We start from the raw sequence: 20,293 nt of genomic DNA on the forward strand, positions 1-20,293 counted from the left end.
TCGAGTTTTGTTCTACCTGGCATAACCTTGCGGCAACGCAGGAGCGCCGACGACGGGACCAAACATGACGATCTTCGCAGACGCCCGGGAGATCTCCCCCGACGACCGCTACCTGCTCGACGAGGGCCAGGTCTTCATGACCGGAACCCAGGCCCTGGTCAGGGTGATCATCGACCAGATGCGCGCCGACGGGGCGGCGGGTCTCCGTACCGGCACGATGGTGTCCGGCTACCCCGGCTCCCCGCTCGGCGGCTTCGACCAGGAGCTGGCCCGCTCCCGCCGCCACACCGAGCCGCTCGGCGTGGTGCACCGCCCCGGGCAGAACGAGGAGCTCGGCGCCACCGCGGTCTGGGGCAGCCAGCTCGTGCCCGCGCTCCCCCGCCCGCGCACCTCCGGCGTGCTGGGCGTCTGGTACGGCAAGGCACCCGGCGTCGACCGCGCGGCCGACGCGTTCCGGCACGGCAACTTCGTCGGCGCCCACCCCGAGGGCGGCCTGATCGCGCTCTGCGGCGACGACCCGACCTGCAAGTCCTCCACCCTCCCCTCGGCGACCGAGGGCACGCTCGCCACGCTGGGCATGCCGGTCGTCCATCCCGGCAGCGTCCAGGAGCTGCTCGACCTGGGACGCCACGCGATCGCGGCGTCCCGGGCCAGCGGCCTGTGGGTCGCGGTGAAGGCCGTCTCCAACGTCGTGGACGGCACCGGCACCGTGGACGTCGGGCATGACCGGGTCGTCCCGGTCATGCCCGTCGTCGAGTACCAGGGCAGGCCGTACCGGCACGTGCCCGACGCCATCCTGCTCACCCCGTGGTCGCTGGAGATGGAGCGCACGCTCGTCGGCCCACGTCTGGACCTGGCCCGCGCCTACGCCCGCGAGAACGGGCTCAACCGCGTCACCGCCGACCCCCGTGACGCCTGGCTGGGCGTCGTCGCCTCGGGGACCGCCTACTACGACGTCCGCGAGGGCTTCCGCAAGCTCGGCGTCACGCCGGAGCAGGCCGGTGTCCGCCTCCTGAAGATCGGCATGCTCTGGCCGCTGGACCCGGAGATCGTCCGGACCTTCGCCCAGGGGCTGTCGGAGATCCTCGTCGTGGAGGAGAAGGCCCCGCTGCTGGAGACCTCGGTCAAGGACATCCTGTACGGGACCGCCGACGCCCCCCGCGTGCTGGGCAAGCTCGACGAGAACGGCGCGCAGCTCATCCCCCGGCACGGCGCCGTCGACGCCGACCTGGCCGCCAAAGCCATCGCCTTCCGGCTGCGCCGCCGGGGCCTGGCCGACCTCGGCGAGCGGGTGGAGAAGGGGCTCTCCGTCATCTCGCGCCCGGCGCCGCTGACGCTGCTCACCCCCAAGCGCACCCCGTTCTTCTGCTCGGGCTGCCCGCACAACCGTTCCACCGCCGTCCCCGACGGCGCGCCCGTCGGCGCCGGGATCGGCTGCCACACCATGGTGGTGCTCAACCGCGAGGGCAAGGGCACGCTCACCGGCCTGACCCAGATGGGCGGCGAGGGCGCGCAGTGGATCGGCCAGGCGCCGTTCACCGACACCCCGCACATCTTCCAGAACCTGGGCGACGGCACCTTCCACCACAGCGGCTCGCTCGCGGTCAGGGCCGCGGTCGGCGCGGGCGTCAACATCACCTACAAGCTGCTCTACAACAGCGCGGTCGCGATGACGGGCGGGCAGACGATCACCCCGGCCCTGTCGGTGCCCGACCTGACCCGCTGGCTGGAGACCGAGGGGGTGCGCAGGATCGTCGTCACCACCGACGAGCCCGAGCGCTACCGGGGTGTCAGGCTGGCGGGCATCGCCGAGGTGCGCGACCGGACGGCGCTGGAGGACGCCCAGCGCGAGCTGGCCGCGGTCCCCGGCGTGACGGTGCTCATCCACGACCAGCAGTGCGCGGCCGAGAAGCGGCGGCTGCGCAAGAAGGGCGACCTGCCCGACCCCGCCAGGCGGGTGGCGATCAACCAGCGGGTCTGCGAGGGCTGCGGCGACTGCGGCCAGCAGTCCGAATGCCTGTCCGTGCTGCCGGTGGAGACCGAGTTCGGCCGCAAGACCGAGATCCACCAGTCGTCCTGCAACAAGGACTACTCGTGCGTGGAGGGCGACTGCCCGTCCTTCCTGACCGTCCTGCCCGCGAAGGGGAAGGCCGCCGCGAAGAAGCGCGCCGCGGTGCCCGCGCCGCCGGAGATGCCCCTCCCCGAGGCACGCACCGGGGAGACCTCGATCAGGCTGGTCGGCATCGGCGGCACCGGCGTGGTGTCGGTCGCGCAGATCCTCGGCACCGCCGCGATGCTCGACGGCAGGCGGTCGCGGGGACTCGACCAGACCGGCCTGGCGCAGAAGGGCGGCACGGTCGTCTCCGACATCCTCATCTTCGACGGTGACGGCGACCGCTCGGCGCGGGGCGGCGCGGCCAGCGTGGACGCCTACCTGGCGCTGGACCTGATCGGCGCCACCGATCCCGCCCACCTGGCCGCCGCCGACCGCGACCGTACCGTGGCGGTGGTCTCCACCAGCCTGGTGCCGACCGGTTCGATGGTGCTCGACCCGTCCACCCACCTGACCGACGTGGGCTCGCCGATCGGCGCGCTGGAGTCGCGGACCCGGCGCGAGCTGAACGTCTACCTCGACGCCGAGGAGATGGCCCAGGCGCTGTTCGGCGACCACATGCCGGCCAACACGATCATCGTGGGGGCCGCCTGGCAGCGCGGGCTCATCCCGCTCGGCCTGGAGTCGATCGAGCGGGCCATCCGCGCGGGCGGCGGCCGGGCCGCCGAGCGAACCGTCGCCGCCTTCCACTGGGGCCGCGCGGTGGTCGCCGCCCCCGAGGCCGTGGCGGCGGCGACCCGCCCCGCCGCCCCGGTCGCGCCGCCGCCCGACCAGGAGACGGTGCGGCTGGTCGACGCGGTCGCCGAGCCCGGCACCGAGCTGCACCGGATCCTCGCGGTCCGGGTGCCCGACCTCGTCGCGTACCAGAACGCGCGCTACGCCGCCCGGTACGCCGACGCGGTCCGCGCGGTCCTCGCCAGAGAGCGGGAGGTCACCCCCGGGAACACCGCCGTCACCGAGGCCTACGCGCGGCAGCTGCACCGGCTGATGGCCTACAAGGACGAGTACGAGGTGGCGCGCCTGCACCTCGACCCGGCCGAGCGGGCGCGGATCGCCGCCGAGTTCGGCCCCGGCGCGCGGGTCTCCTACAACCTGCACCCGCCGTTCCTGCGCGCCCTGGGCATGAGGCGCAAGCTCCGCCTCGGCGCCTGGTTCGACCCGGCCTTCCGCCTGCTGTACGGCATGCGCGCGCTGCGCGGCACCCGCCTGGACCCGTTCGGCCTGGGCGGGGTGCGCGGGACCGAGCGGGAACTCGCCGCCGAGTACACCCGCGACGTGCACCGCGCGCTGGACCACCTGCGCCCGGAGACCGGGGAGCGGGTCCGCGAGCTGGCAGAGCTGCCCGAGGTGGTCCGCGGCTACGAGCACGTGAAGCTGCGCAACGTGGCCGCCTACCGCGCCTCCGCCAGGGCAGTCCTCGACGAGCTGACCGGCGAGTAGGGTCCGCGCCCCCGGTGCCGGAACGGCGAGGCCCCGCCGGGGGCACGAAAGCGCGCACGGCGGCGCGCCCGGAGCCGGGCCCGGGCGAACGCGCGGAACCCCGGAGGCGGACGCCGTCACGCGGCAGCCGGGCGGGTGGGGTCGGCGCGCCCGCGCGAGGGCTACGGGAGGCGGACGGGTTCCCCAGGTCTCCCCGCGTGGCCAGGTCCTTCCGCGCGGCCGGGTTCTCCCGCCTCTCCGGCGCGAAGGAGGAGGTCCGGCTCGCCGATGGGGTTCTCGTGGGTGCCCGCCGACGTGCAGGCGTGGGCTCCGGCGACGGCGCCGAGGGGGATGGAGTCGTCGAGGGAACGCCCGGAGAGCAGCCCGTACAGGACCCCCGAGACGAACGCGTCCCCCGCGCCGTTGCTGTCGACCACCGGTCCCGGCAGGGGGGCGGCGGGGAAGCGGCGGAAGCCGTCCGCGTCCAGGACGCGGCAGCCCTCGGCGCCCTCCGTGCAGACCACGGCCCTCGCCCGGCCGCGCGCCAGGATGTCGCGCATGACCTCGTCGCGGCGCGGGCCGAGGGCGGTGGCCGACAGGAAGACCAGGTCGGAGGAGTAGGCGAAGTCCCTGTGGTGGTCGTTCTCGCCGTCCCAGTCGTGCAGGTCGGTGGAGACGGACCCTCCGCCCAGGACGGTCCCCGCGGCCGGTTCGGGCCCGGCGGCCGATGCGGGCCCGGTGTCCTGCTCGGGTCCGGTGCGCGGGCCGGACCCGGTACGCAGGTCGGGGTAGACGTGCCGGGAGAAGTCGGTGATCGACACGTGGACGTGCCGGGCCGCGCGGACCGCGTCCAGATAGAGCTCCCTGGGCAGCCGCTCACCCGTCGCGGCGCGCGGGTCGAACAGCGAGGTGCGCCGCCCGTCCGGGCCGACGAGCAGGATGCTGCGCCGGGTCCCCTGCGGTGCGAGCGCCCAGCCGGTGTCCACCCCCTTCTCCGCGAAGTGCGCCCGGATGAACCGGCCCTGCGGGTCGTCGCCGATCAGGTCGACCAGCTTGACCCTCAGCCCGAGCGCATGGCAGCCGAGGGCGACACCGCTGCCGGTGTTGCCGATCCGGTCGATCACCGGCGGGACCGCGTAGGTGTCGGCGTACGGCAGGGGAAGCGCGGGCACGTAGGCGGTGGTGTCGACGCCGGTGCCGCCGATGACGACGACGTCGTGGCCAGTGTTCATCGGGCCATGTTCCCATCGGTTCCCACCGGTTCCCACCCGGCCGGACGCGTGCCCCTAGCGGCTGACCAGGGGACCGGAGCCGGTCGAGCGGCGGACGACGAGCTCGGGCTGGAACATCAGCTCGACATGTTTGGCGCGGACCCCGTTGATCTCCTCCAGGAGGGTCGCCACCGCCGCCGAGGCCATCGCGCCGATGGGCTTGCGCACGGTGGTCAGCGGCGGGTCGGTGAACGCGATCAGCGGCGAGTCGTCGAACCCCACCACCGACACCTGCCCCGGTACGGAGAGCCCGCGGTCGCGGCAGGCCCGGATCGCGCCCAGCGCCATCAGGTCCGAGGCGCACACGATCCCCGTGCAGCCGCGCTCCAGCAGCTGCGCCGCGGCGGCCTGGCCGCCCTCCACCGAGAACAGCGAGTGCGAGATCAGCCCGTCGACGTCCGTGACGCCGAGCAGCTGGGACATGGCCTGCCGGTAACCCTCGATCTTCCTGATCACCGGCACGAACCGGCGCGGCCCCACCGCCAGGCCGATGCGCTCGTGCCCGAGGTCGGCCAGGTGCTGCACGGCCAGCCGCGCCGCGGCCCGGTCGTCCGGGGAGACGAAGGGCGCCTCGACGCGCTCGCTGTAGCCGTCGAGCAGGACGATCGGCAGCCCGCGCTCGATCAGGCGCGTGTAACGGTCCATCTTGGCCGTGGTGTCGGCGTGCAGCCCGGAGACAAAGACGATGCCGCTCACCCCGCGGTCCATCAGGAGTTCGGTGAACTCGTCCTCCGGGGCGCCCCCGGGCAGCTGGGTGCAGAGCACCGGGGTGTAGCCGTGCTGGGTCAGCGCCTTCTCGATGGCCTGGGCGAAGGCCGGGAAGATCGGGTTGTCCAGCTCCGGGGTGACCAGGCCGACCAGCCCGTTGCTGCGCTGGCGCAGCCGCTGCGGGCGCTCGTAGCCCATCAGGTCCAGCGCCGTCAGCACCGCCTGCCGGGTCGACTGCGACACGCTGGGCTTGCCGTTGAGCACCCGGCTGACCGTGGCCTCGCTCACCCCGGCCTGGGCGGCGATGTCGGCCAGCCGGATCGTCGTCCCGTCGGAGCGGAAGCGTGAGGGCTGCGCGAGCTCACCGTCCATCAAGCAGTCACCCCACCATGCGGCTGAACCGGGTGCGAACCGATCGGCATCCGGCGCCCTCTATGAAATTCGTTTCTGCAACTTTTCGCAAATTGTAACATTTCAACCTTCGTACTGGTGCTCCGGTAAAGGCTTGATGTCACGACCGGCCGTCACGCCCGGGAACGGAGAAGTAACCATTAGATGAGCGATTTCTAACGACATCTATGGACACACGGGCAAGTGTCGCGATGTACTACCTCATCAATCACATGGCTGGGATCCGGGCGGGGGCGTCCGGGAGGAACGAGCGCGCATGAGTACCGTCGTCCTCGACAACGTGAGCAAGGTATACCCGGGTGGATACCTCGCGGTCGACCGCATGAGTCTGCGCGCGGAAAACGGGGAGTTCCTCGTTCTGTTAGGCCCTTCCGGCTGCGGCAAATCCACCCTGCTCCGGATGATCGCGGGGCTGGAGGAGGTCACCGAAGGGGACCTGTGGCTGGGCGGCACGCTCGCCAACGAGCTCGCTCCCCGCGACCGCGACGTGGCCATGGTGTTCCAGAACGGCGCGCTCTACCCGCACCGGACGGTACGCGGCAACATCGCCTTCCCCCTGGAGATCGCGAAGGCCGACCCCGCGATGGTCAGGGAGCGCGTGACGGAGCTGTCCAAGGCGTTGCACATCGACGAGACCCTGGAACGGCGCCCTGGAACGCTCTCCGGCGGCCAGCGCCAGCGCGTGGCGATGGGCCGCGCGATCGTCCGCCAGCCCTCGCTCTTCCTGATGGACGAGCCGCTCTCCAACCTGGACGCGGGCATGCGCACCGAGCTGCGGATGGAGATCTCGTCGCTGGTCCGCTCCCTCGGGGTGACCACGATCTACGTGACGCACGACCAGGTCGAGGCCCTCACGCTGGCCGACCGGATCGCCATCATGAACCGCGGCGTCCTGCAGGACGTCGGCACTCCCGGCCAGGTCTACAACGACCCCGCGACCGCCTTCACCGCGGCCTTCCTCAGCTCCCAGCAGATCAACCTGCTCGCGGCCACCGTACGGACCCCGCAGAACCAGTTCATCCTGCTGGACTTCGGCCCGCACCAGATCATGATCCCCTGGACCGATCCCAGGGCGTACGTCATCTCCCAGCACGTGGGCCACCAGATCATCGTCGGCCTGCGCCCGGACTGCCTGGCCCCGGTCCCCGACAGCTTCGAGGGCCCGACCTTCCTCGGCCGCGTCCGCGCCCTGGAGTACCACGGCCACGAGTGGCTCGCCTACGTCGAGAGCGGGCTGACCTCCGTGGCCGTGCCCGAGCCCCCCGACCCCCGGCACAAGGCCAACGGCCTGGGCGTCCCCCTCGTCGGCGGGCGGATCCGCTCGGTCCTGCGGCGGCTGATGCCCGGTGGCGTGTTCGACGAGGACGCCGAGCCGCAGCAGCAGCAGGAGCACGTCAGCGGCCATCACCGCCGGGCCGACCTCATCGTCCGCCTGGGCTCCCGCCCGGTCTGGCGGTCCGGAGAGCCCGCCAGGGTCGGTGTCGACGTCACCCGCCTGATGCTCTTCACCATGGACGGCGCCCGCATCGACCCGCCGCAGCGCTGACGCGGCGCCGCCCCGGAGCCATCCGCGGCGTCGGGGCGGTGCGGCGCCGGCCGTACGGGGCCGCCTCGCCTGCCGCAAGAGGCGAGACGGTCAGGTCGGCCTGATCGTCTCGCCGATCCGGTCGAACAGCTCCTGCTTGCCCCCGGTGTCGGTGCTGAGCGTGACGATGCAGGTCCTGTCCTCGACCGGCACGTAGTACTGGGTGCCCCGGACGTTGACGCCGTTGGTCTCGAACGAGTAGACGAGCCGCGCCACCTCCCTGGAGCCGATCCGCACCTTCCCCGTCTCGATGACCTTGGCGTTGAGCTGTTCCAGCTGGGATCTGGTCTCTTTGAGCAGCTGTTCCGTCGAGATCTGCCGACCGGCCTGGCAGAAGGCGTTGAGGTTGGTGGGGAAGCCGTTCCTGGAGGTCTTCGCCGAGTCGGTGTCCGACGCCCAGATGCCGTTGTTGTCGACCAGGGTCTGCAGGCTCCGCTTCGCCTGTTCCAGCGTGGGACCCGACAGGCCGCTGCTCTTCAGCCCCTTGTCGAGATCGTCCTTGGTCAGGTCGAGCGCCACCCATTCCTTCGGGACCGCGACGGTGACGCCGTTGGCGGGTCCCCCGATCTGCTTGAACCCCTCCGGCACGGGTGCGGCGCTCCCCGGGGAGCCGGCGGTGGGGGTGGCGCTCTGCCGGGGGCCGGGACTTCGCTCGAGGTCGGAGCCTCGCACCGGGGCCGCGAAAGCGGCGTCCGTGACGGCCGGGCTCCCCCCGCAGGCCGTACCGGCTCCCAGACACAGCCCCAGCAGGATCATCGTCACGTGGTGGCGCTTAGGCATCAGGCTGCCCTCCTCGCGGACCCGCGGGGGCCCGGTACCGATACGACCAGCGGCGTCTATCGGGGGGAGATCTGATGCGGGTGTGCGCGACGGCCACCGTCCCGCCGGGCGGACCCGGCCGCCCGCGGTGGGCGGGACCGGGCACAACGGACAAGAGGCGCGGTCACCGAAGGTGGCGCCGAGCCACTCCTAGCCTTCCTACCCCATAACCGACATATCGGAAACGCGGGCACTTAGGAGGATCGGCTCATGATGGAGACGATCTCCAGGACGCGGATGGCACGGTCCAGCTCCGCGCGGTGGAAGGGCGGGCCGTCGTCCCTGACCAGGACCAGGTGCCGGCTCGTGTCCGGCACCGGGAGGCTCATCAGCTGGTGCCGCCCGGAACCGAGGACGGCGGGGCGCAGCGTGGCGAGGTCGGCCGCTTTGACCCCGACGAGGCCACCCGTCTCGTCGAGGGCCATCGGAGCCTGCCAGCTGCGATGGAGGAGATCTCCGCTCTCCGGCGACAGGATCACCGCCCACTCGGCGCTCACCAGGTCGGGCATGGCGTCCACGAGGGTGGCGAAGGCCCTGCCGGGATCGGCTGCGACGTGCTTCAGCAGGTCGTAGTCGGGCGCCGTGCCGGGTACCTCGCGGGTGGGCCAGACGCCCTCGACGCGCATCCCGGGAACGCCGGAGAGGCGGTCCTTGACCGTCTCCGCGTCCACGGTGCCGGGCCAGGAGACGGTGAAGTCGTCCACCGCCCGGCCGAGCTCGCGTTCCAGGACCGTCACCTGGAGGATGTCCGCACCCAGCGTGCCGAGCACCCGGGCCGCCTGGCCCAGTGCGCCCGGCCTGTCCGGGAAGGAAACACGTAGCCGCAACATCATGCCGATCACCTCGCTCTGCGCACCAGACTGTCCTAGCCAGGTTTCACGAAGGTTCCGGGGAGATGTCCAGAATAAGACCCAAAACGGGTAAAAGTCAGGACTGATAGGCCCCGGCGGCGGGGGTCGCGGACAGCTTGGCACCGGAGAGGTCACGGGCCAGGCCCGCCCCGCCGTACCAGGTGGGGCCGAGTTTGACGCCGCGGCCGAGCGCCGGGGAGCCGGGGCGCAGGCGCAGGTCCGTCCGGCTCCTGAAGCGGGGGTCGGCCATGATCGACCGGGGGCCGAGCTTGAACTTGCGGGAGCGGCCCTTGTAGACGCCGGCGTCCTCGTCGGCCCCCTTGCCGTCCTCGAAGCCCACCTCGCCGCCGACCACGATGATGTTGTTGCGCAGCTTCAGGATCGCCGGGGAGCAGCCGTCGTGGCAGGCCCAGCCGAGGGTCTTACGGGCGGGCAGGTAGACCGAGTTGTGCACCGCGACGGTGCCCTTCACCGGCCCGACCACGTGGCCGGCGCCCCGGGTGACGAGGAAGGAGCCCCTGCGCGAGGAGGTGACCACGTTGTGGGCGAAGATGTTGCCCCCGGCGGTCTTGCCCTTCTGCGCGCCGAGTTCGACGAAGGTCTCGTTGTTCCTGGCGACGTTGTGGGTGATCCGGTTGCGGTCACCGTTGAACACCTCCACGGCGGCGCCGTCGGTGCCGTAGTCCTTGCTGCTCGCGTAGCTGCCGGTGATCACGTTTCCGGTGACGAGGTTGTCGTCGCCGTTGAGCAGCACGCCGAACGCGCCGGAGTCGTCGTCGCCGCCCTCGTCGTTGACGCTCATGCGGTTGTTGTCGCTCAGGACGCTGTTCTTGACGACGTTGCGCGCGCCCATGAAGTGGACCCCGGCGATGTTGCGGTCGGCGATGACGCGGTCGAGCTCGTTGCGGCTGCCGCCGACCTCGAAGCCGGCCCACCGGCAGTTGCTCGCCCGCACCCCCACGACCCGCACGTAGGAGCCCGAGATCACCACGCAGGCCGCGTCCCTGCCGCTGATCCTCGGGGCGGCGCCCTTGCCGTACGGCTCGACCGAGATGGGGCTGGCGGCGGTGCCCCGGCCGGACAGCGTCAGCGCGCCCGGCCAGCTGCCGCCGCGCTTGAGGCGCACGGTGTCGCCGGGGCCCAGGGTGGCGGCGTTGACGTTGTCCAGGCTGCGCCAGGCCGTCGCGGCCGAGGTCCCGGCGGCGGAGTCGTCTCCGGACCTGGAGTCGACGTAGTAGACGGTGCCGGCCGCGGCGGCTCCGGGCACGGCGACGAGCATGTTTCCCGCCACGAGAACCCCCGCCACGGGAGCGGCCCACAGCCTCGTCGATTTCATTCTGGTACGCTCCATCGCCGTCACCGCCAGTACGTCAGCGCAGATCTTCGCACACCCGGGGTTCACTCAGCGATCCGAGCGAAGGACGCACAGCCGGTCGTTACCTCAGCTTCACCCGGCGGGCCGGGGGTGGCCGCTCCACCCCGGCGGGCCGGGCGGGTCCGGTCGCCGTCCGTGCGGCTCACGCCCTGGTGGCGATGATCAGAAGGTGGGCCGGGGAGCGCGTCAGGACATACTCCTGCGGTCCGTGACAACCGGCTTCGGCGAGCCACCGGGTGATCGTCTCCGGGGAGTACAGCCGCCCGCCCTGGGTGTGGTGCAGGTTGAGCTCGAAGAGCGGGGTGAAGGCCCGCGCCGCCGTGTCGCCCGGATGGCCGGGATCCCGGTCGAGGACCAGCACGACCCCGCCGGGGCGCAGCGTGCGCGCCGCGGCCCGCAGCAGGGCCGAGGCCTGCTCCTCGCCGAAGCCGTGCAGCAGGTTGAACAGCAGCACGGCGTCCTGGTCCCGGTACGGAAGATCGTCCAGGATGTCCCCGGCGAGGAGGGTGACGCGGTCGGCCATCCCCGCCGAGGCCACCGCCGGGCGGCCCGCCTCGATCCCCGAGGGCAGGTCGACGACGGTGGCGCGCAGGTCCGGCCGGTCGCGGCAGTAGGCGATGCTGTAGCGGGCGTGCCCGCCGCCCAGGTCGAGCAGCCGGGAGGCGCCGCCCGGCAGGGGGGCGACGGCGGCGATCTCCTCCGCCAGCCACCCCGCCTGGTCCTGGAGCAACCGCTGGAAGCGGGCCAGCACCTCGGGGCGCCCGGCCAGCCAGGCGTAGAAGTCGGCGCCGCGCCTGCCGGAGCGCACCGACTCCTCCAGCCCGCCCCAGAGCCCGGCCAGGACCTCCTGCCAGAACAGCAGCATGTTGCCGTACCCGCCGAGCAGCGGGCGGGACACGGCGGTGAGCGCGTACCCGCCGGGCTCGCAGGTCACGTAGCCGGTCGCGGCGAGCGCGCCGAGCAGGACGCGCAGGCCCTCCCGGTCGGCGCCGAGCCCGGCGGCCAGGTCGGGCAGGTCTCTGGGCCCGTCCGCCAGGGCCTCGAACAGGCCGAGCCGGAGCCCTGCCGCGGCGGCGTGCGCCGACATGGCGCCGATCACGTCGAGATGCGGACCGGGCGCCTCTCCGCTCTCCAGGTAGCGGCGGGCTTCCTCGGGTGTCAGGTGCAGCGGCATCGGACCTCGTTCGTCAGGGTCGCGGTTCGTATGGGCGGGGTACGTGAGGGTCGCGGTTCCGAAGGTTTCTCGCGGGGGCGCGGTTCCGGGGGCGGGGGTCAGGAGACCGGGGCGGGTGCGGTGTCCGCTCTGGGCGCGTCGGGGATCTCGCGCTCCAGGCGGCGGAGCCGGGGAAGGACGAAGGTCGTGACCGCGAGGACGACGAGCAGCAGCCCGTCGACCAGGAAGATCAGGGCGGTGCCCCTGCCGGGGCCCGTCCCGATCAGCTCCCCGACGCTCCCGGCGAGCGCGCCGCCCGGCATCAGCAGAGGGCCGGTCAGGTGCTCGGCGGCGGGCGCGGCGCTCAGGTAGGCGATGGGCATCGCGCACTGGGACAGGGTGCGCGCCGTGGCGAGCACCCTGCCGAGCGCCCCCGCCTCCGTCTTGAGCTGCAGGACCGTCATCACGCAGCCGTTGACCACCGGCAGGACGAACAGGAACGCGGGGGCGACCACCGCGATGAGCACCACCGAGGGCGACAGCCCGTGCGCGGCCAGGGCGAGCCCGCCCGCCGCCATGAAGAGGCTCATCCCGGTGATCCTGCGGCGCGGCCCTCCCCACAGGCCCATGACCAGGCTTCCCGCGAACAGTCCCGCCCCGCCGGCGAACACCAGCACCCCGAGCGTGGCGGGCCCGGTGAACGACAGGATGAGCGGGCGGATCAGCACCCCCGCGACGGCGAACACGAGGTTGAACGCGGCGAAGACCGCCACCAGGGGGAACAGCCCGTGGGAACGCAGGTGCCGCAGCCCGAAGAGCAGGTCGGTGCCCAGCGACGGCGGGCTCGCGACGGTCTCGGGCCGGGTGACCGACCTGGGCAGCCTGGTCGCCAGGACCACGACCGTCGCGACGGCGAACGACAGGAGGTCCAGCAGGAGCACCCCGCGCACTCCCACGACCTCCAGCAGCGTCCCCGCCGCCACCGGGGCCGCGATCTGCAGCCCCCAGGTGGCCTGCATCAGCCCGTTGGCCCGGCCCAGGTGGCGTTCGGGGACCAGCAGCGGCGTCATCGCCTGGTAGACGGTGAGGTGGAAGGTCCCGCAGATCGCGCCGACCGCGGTGGCGACGTAGACGTGCCACACGGCCAGGCTCTGCGCCTGGACGATCACCAGCAGCGCGGCCGTCGACAGCGCCGCCCCGCAGTCGCTCAGCACGAGCACCCACTTCCTGTCGAAGCGGTCGACGATCACCCCGGTGAAGGGGGTGATGAGGATGCCGGGCAGCGTGGCGCAGAGCAGGGTGAGGGCGAACTGGGTCTCGGATCCGGACTCCTGGTAGACCCAGACGCTGAGCACGAAGCCGGTGAGGCTGGAACCGATCACCGACACCAGCTCGGCGGACCAGATGCCGGCGAACCTGAGCGCGTCGGCTCTCAACGCAGCCCTCCTTCCGCGGACGTCCCGGTGGACGTCCCGGTCTCGGCGGACGTCCCGATGGACGCCCCGGTGGGTTTCCCGGTGGCCTTCCGGGCGGGTCTCTCGGCGAAGGCCCCGCTGGAGGCCTCGGAGGAGGCCTCGGAGGAGGCCTCGGTGGGCGTCCGGGGAGACGTCCCGGAAAGGGGTCCGGGACACGTTTCGAGGAACGCGAGATAGCGGCCGATCAGGGCGGCGCCGGGCGGCGGGCAGGCGAACGAGGTGTCGAACCTCGGCCCGCGCGGTCCCGGCGGCTCCTCGCCCAGATCGGCGGCGAACGGCCCCATGGCGACCGGCTCGCCCGTGGCGGAGCGCCGCAGGATCTCCGCCCGCCAGCGCTCCCAGGGGACGAGCTCGACGTCGTACCCGTGATCGAGCAGGGCCGCCGCCATCTGCCGGTAGGTGATCCCCTCGGCGTCGAAGTAGTGGAAGTCGCGCCCCGCCGACGCCGGGTCCAGCAGCCTCGCGGCGATGGCGGCGGCGAGGTGGTCGACGGGGATGACGTCCTCGGCGACCGGGATGTCGGGCACCATGCGGAGCTGGACGAACGTGGCGAGCAGCCGGTTGAGGTAGTCCGCGGGGTCGCCCCTGCCGGTGAGGCTGTGGCCGCCGACCCGCGCGGGCCGGTGGACCGTCACGGGCAGGCCGTGCTCGCGGGCCCGCCGCGCCACCGCGTCGGCGACCCACCTGCTCTGGTAGTACGGGGAGTCCAGCCCTGCGGGGTCGTCCGGGGCCTCGTCCTCGGTGATCGGGCGGTCCCGGCCCGCCCGGCCCAGGTACACGCCGAGGGTGGAGACGGTGTGCAGCGGGGTCGGCCGCAGGTGCGCGGCCAGCCGGACCATCTCCACGGTCCCGCCGACGTTCACGGGGCCGAGCATCCGGTACGGCTGGACGAAGTTGACGATCCGCCCGGTGTGGCAGATCAGGTCGCTCCCCTCCGCCACGGCGTCGTGGACGCCGGGCTCCAGCCCCAGCCGGGGCGCCGTCAGGTCCCCGGCCAGACCGGTGACCCTCTCCCGGTAACCGGGCCTCCAGAGGCCGTGCCGGGTCAGGACGTCACGGACCCGGCCGGCGGCGGCGTGCTCGTCCCCCGCCCTGACCAGGCACACCACCTCGGGAACGCCCCGGTCGAGCAACTCGGCCAGCAGGTGCGCCCCGAGGAGGCCCGTCGCCCCCGTCAGCAGCACCCGTCCGGGCCACCCCGCCGCCGCCCCGCCCGGCGCGGAGCCGGCCGGGCGGAGGACGCCGCGCGCGTTCCCCGGTGCGCCGGACACGGAAGCGGGCGCCTCTCCCCCGGCCTCCGGTGCGCCGGACACGGAAGCGGAGGTCTCGCCCCCGGCCCCCGGCACGCCGCGCGCCGGGGCGAGGGCGTCGCGCACATCGCCGGGCAGCACGGCCAGCGCCCTCAGGTCGTCGTCGCCGAGGACCGGCTCCGGCGTGGCCGCGGAGGCCGCGAACTCCGCCAGGTCGGCCGTCTCGAAGAGGCCGCCGAGAGAGAGCTCGACCCCGGTCTCCCCGCGGATCTCGCCGAGCACCCTGGCGGCCAGCAGCGAGGATCCGCCGAGGGCGAAGAAGTTGTCGTGGCGTCCCACCCGGGGAAGGTCGAGCACCCGGGCCCACACCCCGGCCAGCGCCGTCTCCAGCGGGCCGCGCGGCGGGACGTACCCGGGCGCGTCCCGCGAGGCGTCCGGGAGCCGCCCGGTGTCGATCTTCCCGTGCGGTGTGCGCGGGATCTCGTCGAGGGGTACGAGCACGGCGGGCACCATGTGCCGGGGCAGCCGCTCGCGCAGGAAGCCCCGAAGCTCCTCGGTGTCGGTGGTGCGCGGCGCCACGTAGCCGACGAGCCGGTCCCCCTCGGGGGAGGCCACGACGGCCGCGTCCCGCACCCCCGGGTGCGCCACGACGGCGGACTCGATCTCGGCGGGCTCGATCCGGTAGCCGTTGACCTTCAGTTGCCGGTCGACCCGCCCGAGGAACTCCAGCGTCCCGTCGGGCAGGTATCTGGCCAGGTCCCCGGTCCGGTACATGCGGGCCCCCTCGCGGCCGGCGTGGGGGTCGTGGACGAACCGCGCCTCGGTCTCCTCCGGCCGGGCGACGTAGCCGCGGGCCAGGCAGTCACCTCCCAGGTGGAGCTCGCCCGGCGTGCCGGTGGGCGCCAGGCCGCCCCTGCGGTCGAGGACGTACGCGCGGACGTGCGGCAGGGGGCGCCCGATCGGCAGGTGTTCCCGCCCGGCCGCCTCGGCTCCGTCGCGGGTGCGGTGCACCGTGGCGCACACGGTCGCCTCGGTCGGGCCGTAGTGGTTGAACAGCTCGACCCGGCCGCCGGTGGCGGCGGCCCAGGCGCGGACCGCCCAGAGCGGCACCCGCTCTCCCCCGACCATCATCGTGGTGACCGGCCAGCCGTCGGGCACCGCTCCGGGCGCCAGTCCGGCCGCCCACCCGCGCCACAGGGAGGCCGCGGTGTCGACCGCGGTCACGCCGTGCCGCGCGCAGAAGCGCACCAGTTCCGGTCCGTCGAGCAGGGCGGGGTCGGGGTGCAGCACGACGGCGGCCCCCGAGCACAGGGCGGGGAACACGTCCCCCACCGAGGCGTCGAAGGTCAGCGGCGGCAGCATCAGCACCCGCCCGCCGGGCCCGAACCCGTGGATGTCGCGGAACGACCCGGTCAGCCGGGCGAGGGTCCCGTGGGTCACCATCACCCCCTTGGGCCGCCCGGTGGACCCCGACGTGTAGATCACGTACGCGAGGTCCTCCGGTCCCGCGGGCGGCACCTCACCGAGATCCCCGGGGTTCCCGGCCTCCTCCGCGGCCCCGGCGGTGAGAACCGCGCCGGGGTAGCCCGCGAGCGCGTCCCGGTGCTCGTCGGAGGTGACGGCGGCGACCGCCCCGGCCTCCAGGAGTATCCCGGCGATCCGGTCCGGCGGGTCGGCCGGGTTGAGCGGCAGGTAGGCGGCTCCGGCCCTCAGCGCGGCGAGCAGGGCGACGACGGCGTCCTCGCCGTTCGGCAGGACGACGGCGACGACGGACTCGCGCCGGGCCCCCGCCTCCCTCAGCCTCGCCGCCAGCCGCGCCGAGCGGCGTTCCAGCTCGCCGTAGCCGATCGTCCCCGCCTCCGAGACCAGCGCGGGAGCGGCGGGGGCCTCTGCCGCCCGCCGGGCGATGAGCTCGTGGACCGCCGTGAACTCCCCGGCGGGCGGGAGGTCGCAGGGCTCCGGACCGCCGTCGGGCGTGCCCCCGCCCAGGGACCGCGCACCCCCTGGGAAACCGCCGTACGAGGCGTCCGGCGTACCGGCGTGGACCTCGTCGTGGAGCGGGATCTGCCAGACCCGCAGGTCCGGCGTGGCGGTGAAGGCGGACAGGAAGACGACGACGTGGCGCAGGAACCGGTCGACGGTGACCTCGTCGTAGAGGTCGGCGGAGTAGTCGGCGTGCAACTCGATCCCTCTCTCGCTCACGCTCACGACGAGGGTGAGGTCGAAGCGGGCGCCGGGCGAGGACTCGTCGAGTTCCCAGGTCTCCGTGGTGAGGTTCGCCGCCCGCTCGGTGGACCGGCCTCCCTCCCCCATGACGAGCAGCGTCTGGAAGACGGGGTTCCTGCGCAGGTCCCGGGGGGCTCCGGCCAGGTCGGCGATCTCCTCGAACGGCGTCGCCTGGTGGCCGAGCCCCCTGATGACCGAGCCGCGCACGGCGCGCAGGAGCTCGGCCAGGGTGGGGTCGGCCCGCAGGTCCGTCCGCACCGGGATGAGGTTGATGTAGCAGCCGACCGAGCCCTCCAGCTCGATCAGGTGCCGGTTGACCAGGGCGGTCCCGACGACCACGTCCTCCTCGTCGGAGTGCCTGGCCAGGGTTGCGGTCATCGCCGACATCGCGATGACGAACAGGGTGACGCGCCGCGCCTTGACGAGGGCGTACAGGTCAGCAACCAGGGTGTCGGGCAGGCGCAGGGAGCGGCGGGCCCCGCCCCGTACGGGTTCGCGAGGCCGGGCCCTGTCCTGCGGGAGGGTGGTGACGGCGGGCGCGCCGGACAGGTGCTCGCGCCAGTGGGCCAGCCCCGCCTCGTGCCCCGCCGCCCCCTGCCCGGCGAGCCAGGCGGCGTAGTCGGGGAACTGGGCGGAGACCGGCCCCGGCGGCTCCTCGCTGTCGACCAGGACCCGGTAGCAGGCCCAGAGGTCCTCCTCCAGGATCCCGAGCGAGGGCGCGTCGCACATGATGTGGTGCAGGCACCAGCCCAGGATGTGCTCCCCGGCCGCGAGCCTGATCAGTACGGCCCGGTGCAGCGGGGCTCCGTCGAGGGTGAACCTGCGCGAGAGCACGTCCCTGACGATGTCGCGCGCCCGCTCCTCGTCGGGCGCGTCCACCACCCGCAGTTCCGGCCCGCTCTCCCGTACCACCTGGGCGGGTCCCTCGGCTCCCTCGACGATGACCAGGCGCAGCGCCTCGTGCCGGCCCACGACGGCGGTGAAGGCCGCGCGCAGCGCGTCCGTGTCGAGCGGCCCGACGAGGCGCTGGAAGGTCCAGCAGACGTAGGACGCCCCGCCGGACCCGACCCGGTCGAGGAACCACAGGCGTGCCTGGGCGGGGGTGAGCGGGACGGGCGCGGCGGGGTCGCGGCGCGCGGGCGGTATCACTCGGTCCCCTCCATGACGGCCTCCATGACGATCTCTCGCAGATGGGCGGGCACCCTGCCGTCGAACCGGGTCAGGTACGCGCGCCGGTGGGCCGGGTCCCCCCACAGGAAGGGGAGGTCCGTGGCGACCATGTGGCGGATCGCGAGCAGCGGCACGGGACCGGCCAGGGGGCGCAGCGACGGGTTCCACAGCCCGGGTTTGTCGGGCGGCCCGTCGTGGAACTCCCCGATCATCAGGCCCTCCTCGACGAAGGCGTCCTTCAGCGCGTTCTGCGCGCCGTCGACGAACTCCAGGCGGTCGCCGAGGCGGGGAAGGAGCAGCAGGATCGTGGTGAACACGGCCTCGGGCCCGTCCAGCGGCGCGAGCCGGACGAACCAGGCACGGTAGGGCTCCACCGCGGCGACGATGTCTTCGACGGTCTCGGCGGTCTCGGCGGCGCGGGCTCCCGCCTCGGGCACCGCGAGGTAGAACCTGTTGCGGCTCAGCGAGCCCTGGGCGTACGGGCAGACCGGGCCGTTGCGGCCCAGGTCGGGGTGCGGGCGGCACAGGTAGGTCCCGGCCCAGTCGACGACGGCCCGCAGCGCGTCCCGGTGGGCGAGGACCTCCGGCGGCGGGGACGGGGCGTCGAGGTCGGCGACCTCGATCAGGCGGAGCGACGGGTCGTCGGGGTGCGTGATCACGGGGCCGTCCTCCGCGGCGAGGAGCCGATCCGTACGGCCGCGAGGGCGGCTCCCGCGGCCAGGCCGGCGGCCAGGCCGGCGCCCGACCAGCGCAGCACGCGGTCCTGCCGGTGGGCCCGGCGCAACGCCTCGCCGTAGGGCATGTCGGTGTGCGAGACCATGGTGTAGAGCGGCCGCCACAGGGTGGGGAAGGCGCGGTTCAGCGCGAGGTCGGCCTGCCTGCGGGCCAGTCGCAGCGGGGAGCGGGTGCCGTCGCGCAGGTCGGCGAAGTTCCGCTCCGACAGGTCGGCCAGGATGTCGGTGTGCGGTTTGCGCAGTCGCTGGTACTCCTCGAACGCGGCCGCGCGGTCGCCGGGGTGGCGGGCGAGGCAGCCGTCGAGCACCAGGCAGTCCTCCAGGGCCGAGTTCATGCCCTGGCCGTAGAACGGGTAGACCGCGTGGGCGGCGTCGCCCGCCAGGACCACCCGGTCCGCGTGCCGCCAGCGCGAGGTGCGGATGGTCACCAGGTTCCCGACCGGGTTGGCGGCGTACTGCGCGGCCAGGTCGGGCACGAGGTCCACCACGCCGGGGAACGTCCGCCGGAAGAAGCGGGTGACGTCCCGCTCCCCGGAGAGCTCGGCGAAGCCGGGGGCGCCGAAGTGGGGCAGGAAGAGCGTCGCGGTGAGCGAGCCGTCCACGTTGGGGTGGGCGACGATCAGGGCGTTCTCACCGGGCCAGACGTGCAGCGCCTCCAGCGGGACGCGGGAGCCGCCGCCGGGGGCGGCGGGGATCGTGAGTTCCTTGTACCCCCATTCGAGGAACTCCTGACGGTAGTCGGCGGCGAGCCCTCGCTGCATGGCGGCGCGTACGGCGGAGAACGCTCCATCCGCGCCGACCACGAAGTCCGCGCGGGCCTCGCGCGTCTCCCCGGTGATCGCGTCGGCCAGGGTCAGTTCCCCGCTCTCGCGGTCGACTCCCGCGCAGCGGACGCCGAAGAGGTGCCTCACCCCCTCGTGCGCGGCGGCGCTCTCGACGAGGAGGGTGGTCAGCTCGTCCCTGCGGACCGAGTAGAGGATCTCCCCCGGGTCGGTGCCGTACGCCTGGAAGGCCGCGGGCCTGCCCGGACGGTGGATCATCCGTCCCCGCATGGGCACGAGCCTGTCCCCGAGAGCGTTCCACAAGCCGACGTGCCGCAGGGCGCGGATGCCGCGGGCCGACAGGCCCAGGTTGATCGAGCGTCCCTCGCCGTCGCCCTTGCCGTCGCGCGGGTCGGGGCGCATGTCGTAGACGTCGACCGGGTGGCCGCGGCGGGCGAGGAGGACGGCGAGCAGCGATCCCGCCGGGCCCGCCCCGACGACCGCGGCCCTGTCCTCTGAGGCGGGGTGGACGGCGGCGGGGTGGGCCTCGTGGCGGCGGGTGCCGCCGGGTAAGCCTGACAGGTCAGGTGTGCCAGGCGTACCGGGTAAGTGGGATGCGTCCGTCACGGCGTCTCCTCCGGTCCCATGGCGCGGCACGAGGGCGTGCCCGCGCGGTCGTGAATCGGAACGGTGAGCCGGGAAGGATCGGCGATCATGGCGAGCTGAGCGATCTGGGCGAGGTCGTGCACACTCAAAACCGGCCTCCTGGGGCGGGCGCGCGAGATCGACGGGTCGAAAGAGGGTGAGGTCCCGGACCGCGGGCGGCCCGGATCAAAACGTGCCGAGCGGAAGAACCGGCGGCTCTGGCGGCCTTCGCGATGTTCGAGGGGGCCGGCGGCTCTGGCGGCCTTCGCACTGCCCGGGAGGACCGGCGGCTACGGTCTTCGCGGTGTTCCGGAGGACCGGCGGCTG

At 73.4% G+C, this 20,293-nt stretch carries 13 protein-coding genes; 2 read left to right on the plus strand and 11 right to left on the minus strand.

Annotated features, from left to right (window positions below; translation table 11 throughout):
- Positions 1 to 64: 64 nt before the first annotated feature.
- On the plus strand, positions 65 to 3,553 hold the full coding sequence (locus ACTOQ1_RS13165; protein WP_440066936.1) for an indolepyruvate ferredoxin oxidoreductase family protein: 3,489 nt from the start codon (positions 65 to 67) through the stop codon (positions 3,551 to 3,553).
- A gap of 161 nt (positions 3,554 to 3,714) precedes the next feature.
- Here the strand turns inward: ACTOQ1_RS13165 and ACTOQ1_RS13170 are convergent, their stop codons facing one another.
- Both ACTOQ1_RS13170 and ACTOQ1_RS13175 read right to left on the minus strand, forming a co-directional pair.
- The gene (locus tag ACTOQ1_RS13170) at positions 3,715 to 4,764 is read right to left on the minus strand and encodes a carbohydrate kinase family protein (protein ID WP_440066938.1); all 1,050 of its coding nucleotides are present in this window, start codon (positions 4,762 to 4,764) and stop codon (positions 3,715 to 3,717) included.
- 54 nt (positions 4,765 to 4,818) lie between these two features.
- Complete coding sequence (locus ACTOQ1_RS13175) at positions 4,819 to 5,883, minus strand: LacI family DNA-binding transcriptional regulator (RefSeq protein ID WP_440066940.1); 1,065 nt, start codon at positions 5,881 to 5,883, stop codon at positions 4,819 to 4,821.
- 295 nt (positions 5,884 to 6,178) lie between these two features.
- Between ACTOQ1_RS13175 and ACTOQ1_RS13180 the strand changes: the two genes are divergently transcribed.
- Positions 6,179 to 7,468, plus strand: a complete 1,290-nt coding sequence (locus ACTOQ1_RS13180) for an ABC transporter ATP-binding protein (RefSeq protein ID WP_362845700.1) — start codon at positions 6,179 to 6,181, stop codon at positions 7,466 to 7,468.
- A gap of 90 nt (positions 7,469 to 7,558) precedes the next feature.
- Here ACTOQ1_RS13180 and ACTOQ1_RS13185 read toward each other — a convergent pair whose 3' ends face one another.
- From ACTOQ1_RS13185 to ACTOQ1_RS13225, 9 genes are all read right to left on the minus strand, one after another.
- Complete coding sequence (locus ACTOQ1_RS13185) at positions 7,559 to 8,287, minus strand: hypothetical protein (protein WP_440066942.1); 729 nt, start codon at positions 8,285 to 8,287, stop codon at positions 7,559 to 7,561.
- A gap of 233 nt (positions 8,288 to 8,520) precedes the next feature.
- Positions 8,521 to 9,159, minus strand: coding sequence for an amino acid-binding protein (locus tag ACTOQ1_RS13190; protein WP_440066943.1), 639 nt, complete (start codon positions 9,157 to 9,159; stop codon positions 8,521 to 8,523).
- A gap of 94 nt (positions 9,160 to 9,253) precedes the next feature.
- Positions 9,254 to 10,513 carry a right-handed parallel beta-helix repeat-containing protein gene (locus ACTOQ1_RS13195; RefSeq protein WP_440066945.1) on the minus strand — a complete coding sequence of 420 codons (1,260 nt, stop codon included), beginning with the start codon at positions 10,511 to 10,513 and terminating at the stop codon, positions 9,254 to 9,256.
- Between the two features lie 181 nt (positions 10,514 to 10,694).
- Positions 10,695 to 11,726, minus strand: a complete 1,032-nt coding sequence (locus ACTOQ1_RS13200; protein WP_440066947.1) for a methyltransferase — start codon at positions 11,724 to 11,726, stop codon at positions 10,695 to 10,697.
- 98 nt (positions 11,727 to 11,824) lie between these two features.
- Entirely contained in the window at positions 11,825 to 13,141 is a 1,317-nt protein-coding gene (locus ACTOQ1_RS13205; protein ID WP_440066949.1) for an MFS transporter, read from the minus strand.
- Positions 13,138 to 17,805, minus strand: coding sequence for a non-ribosomal peptide synthetase (locus tag ACTOQ1_RS13210; protein ID WP_440066951.1), 4,668 nt, complete (start codon positions 17,803 to 17,805; stop codon positions 13,138 to 13,140). Before ACTOQ1_RS13210 ends, ACTOQ1_RS13205 begins: the two co-directional genes overlap by 4 nt.
- Positions 17,802 to 18,485, minus strand: coding sequence for a DUF6875 domain-containing protein (locus ACTOQ1_RS13215; RefSeq protein WP_440066953.1), 684 nt, complete (start codon positions 18,483 to 18,485; stop codon positions 17,802 to 17,804). Before ACTOQ1_RS13215 ends, ACTOQ1_RS13210 begins: the two co-directional genes overlap by 4 nt.
- Positions 18,482 to 19,948, minus strand: coding sequence for an FAD-dependent oxidoreductase (locus tag ACTOQ1_RS13220; RefSeq protein WP_440066955.1), 1,467 nt, complete (start codon positions 19,946 to 19,948; stop codon positions 18,482 to 18,484). The genes ACTOQ1_RS13215 and ACTOQ1_RS13220 overlap by 4 nt, the downstream gene beginning before the upstream one ends.
- Complete coding sequence (locus tag ACTOQ1_RS13225; RefSeq protein WP_440066957.1) at positions 19,945 to 20,076, minus strand: hypothetical protein; 132 nt, start codon at positions 20,074 to 20,076, stop codon at positions 19,945 to 19,947. The genes ACTOQ1_RS13220 and ACTOQ1_RS13225 overlap by 4 nt, the downstream gene beginning before the upstream one ends.
- Between the last annotated feature and the right edge of the window lie 217 nt (positions 20,077 to 20,293).

Source organism: Streptosporangium sp. OZ121 (assembly GCF_051918885.1).
Taxonomy (GTDB): Bacteria; Actinomycetota; Actinomycetes; order Streptosporangiales; family Streptosporangiaceae; genus Streptosporangium.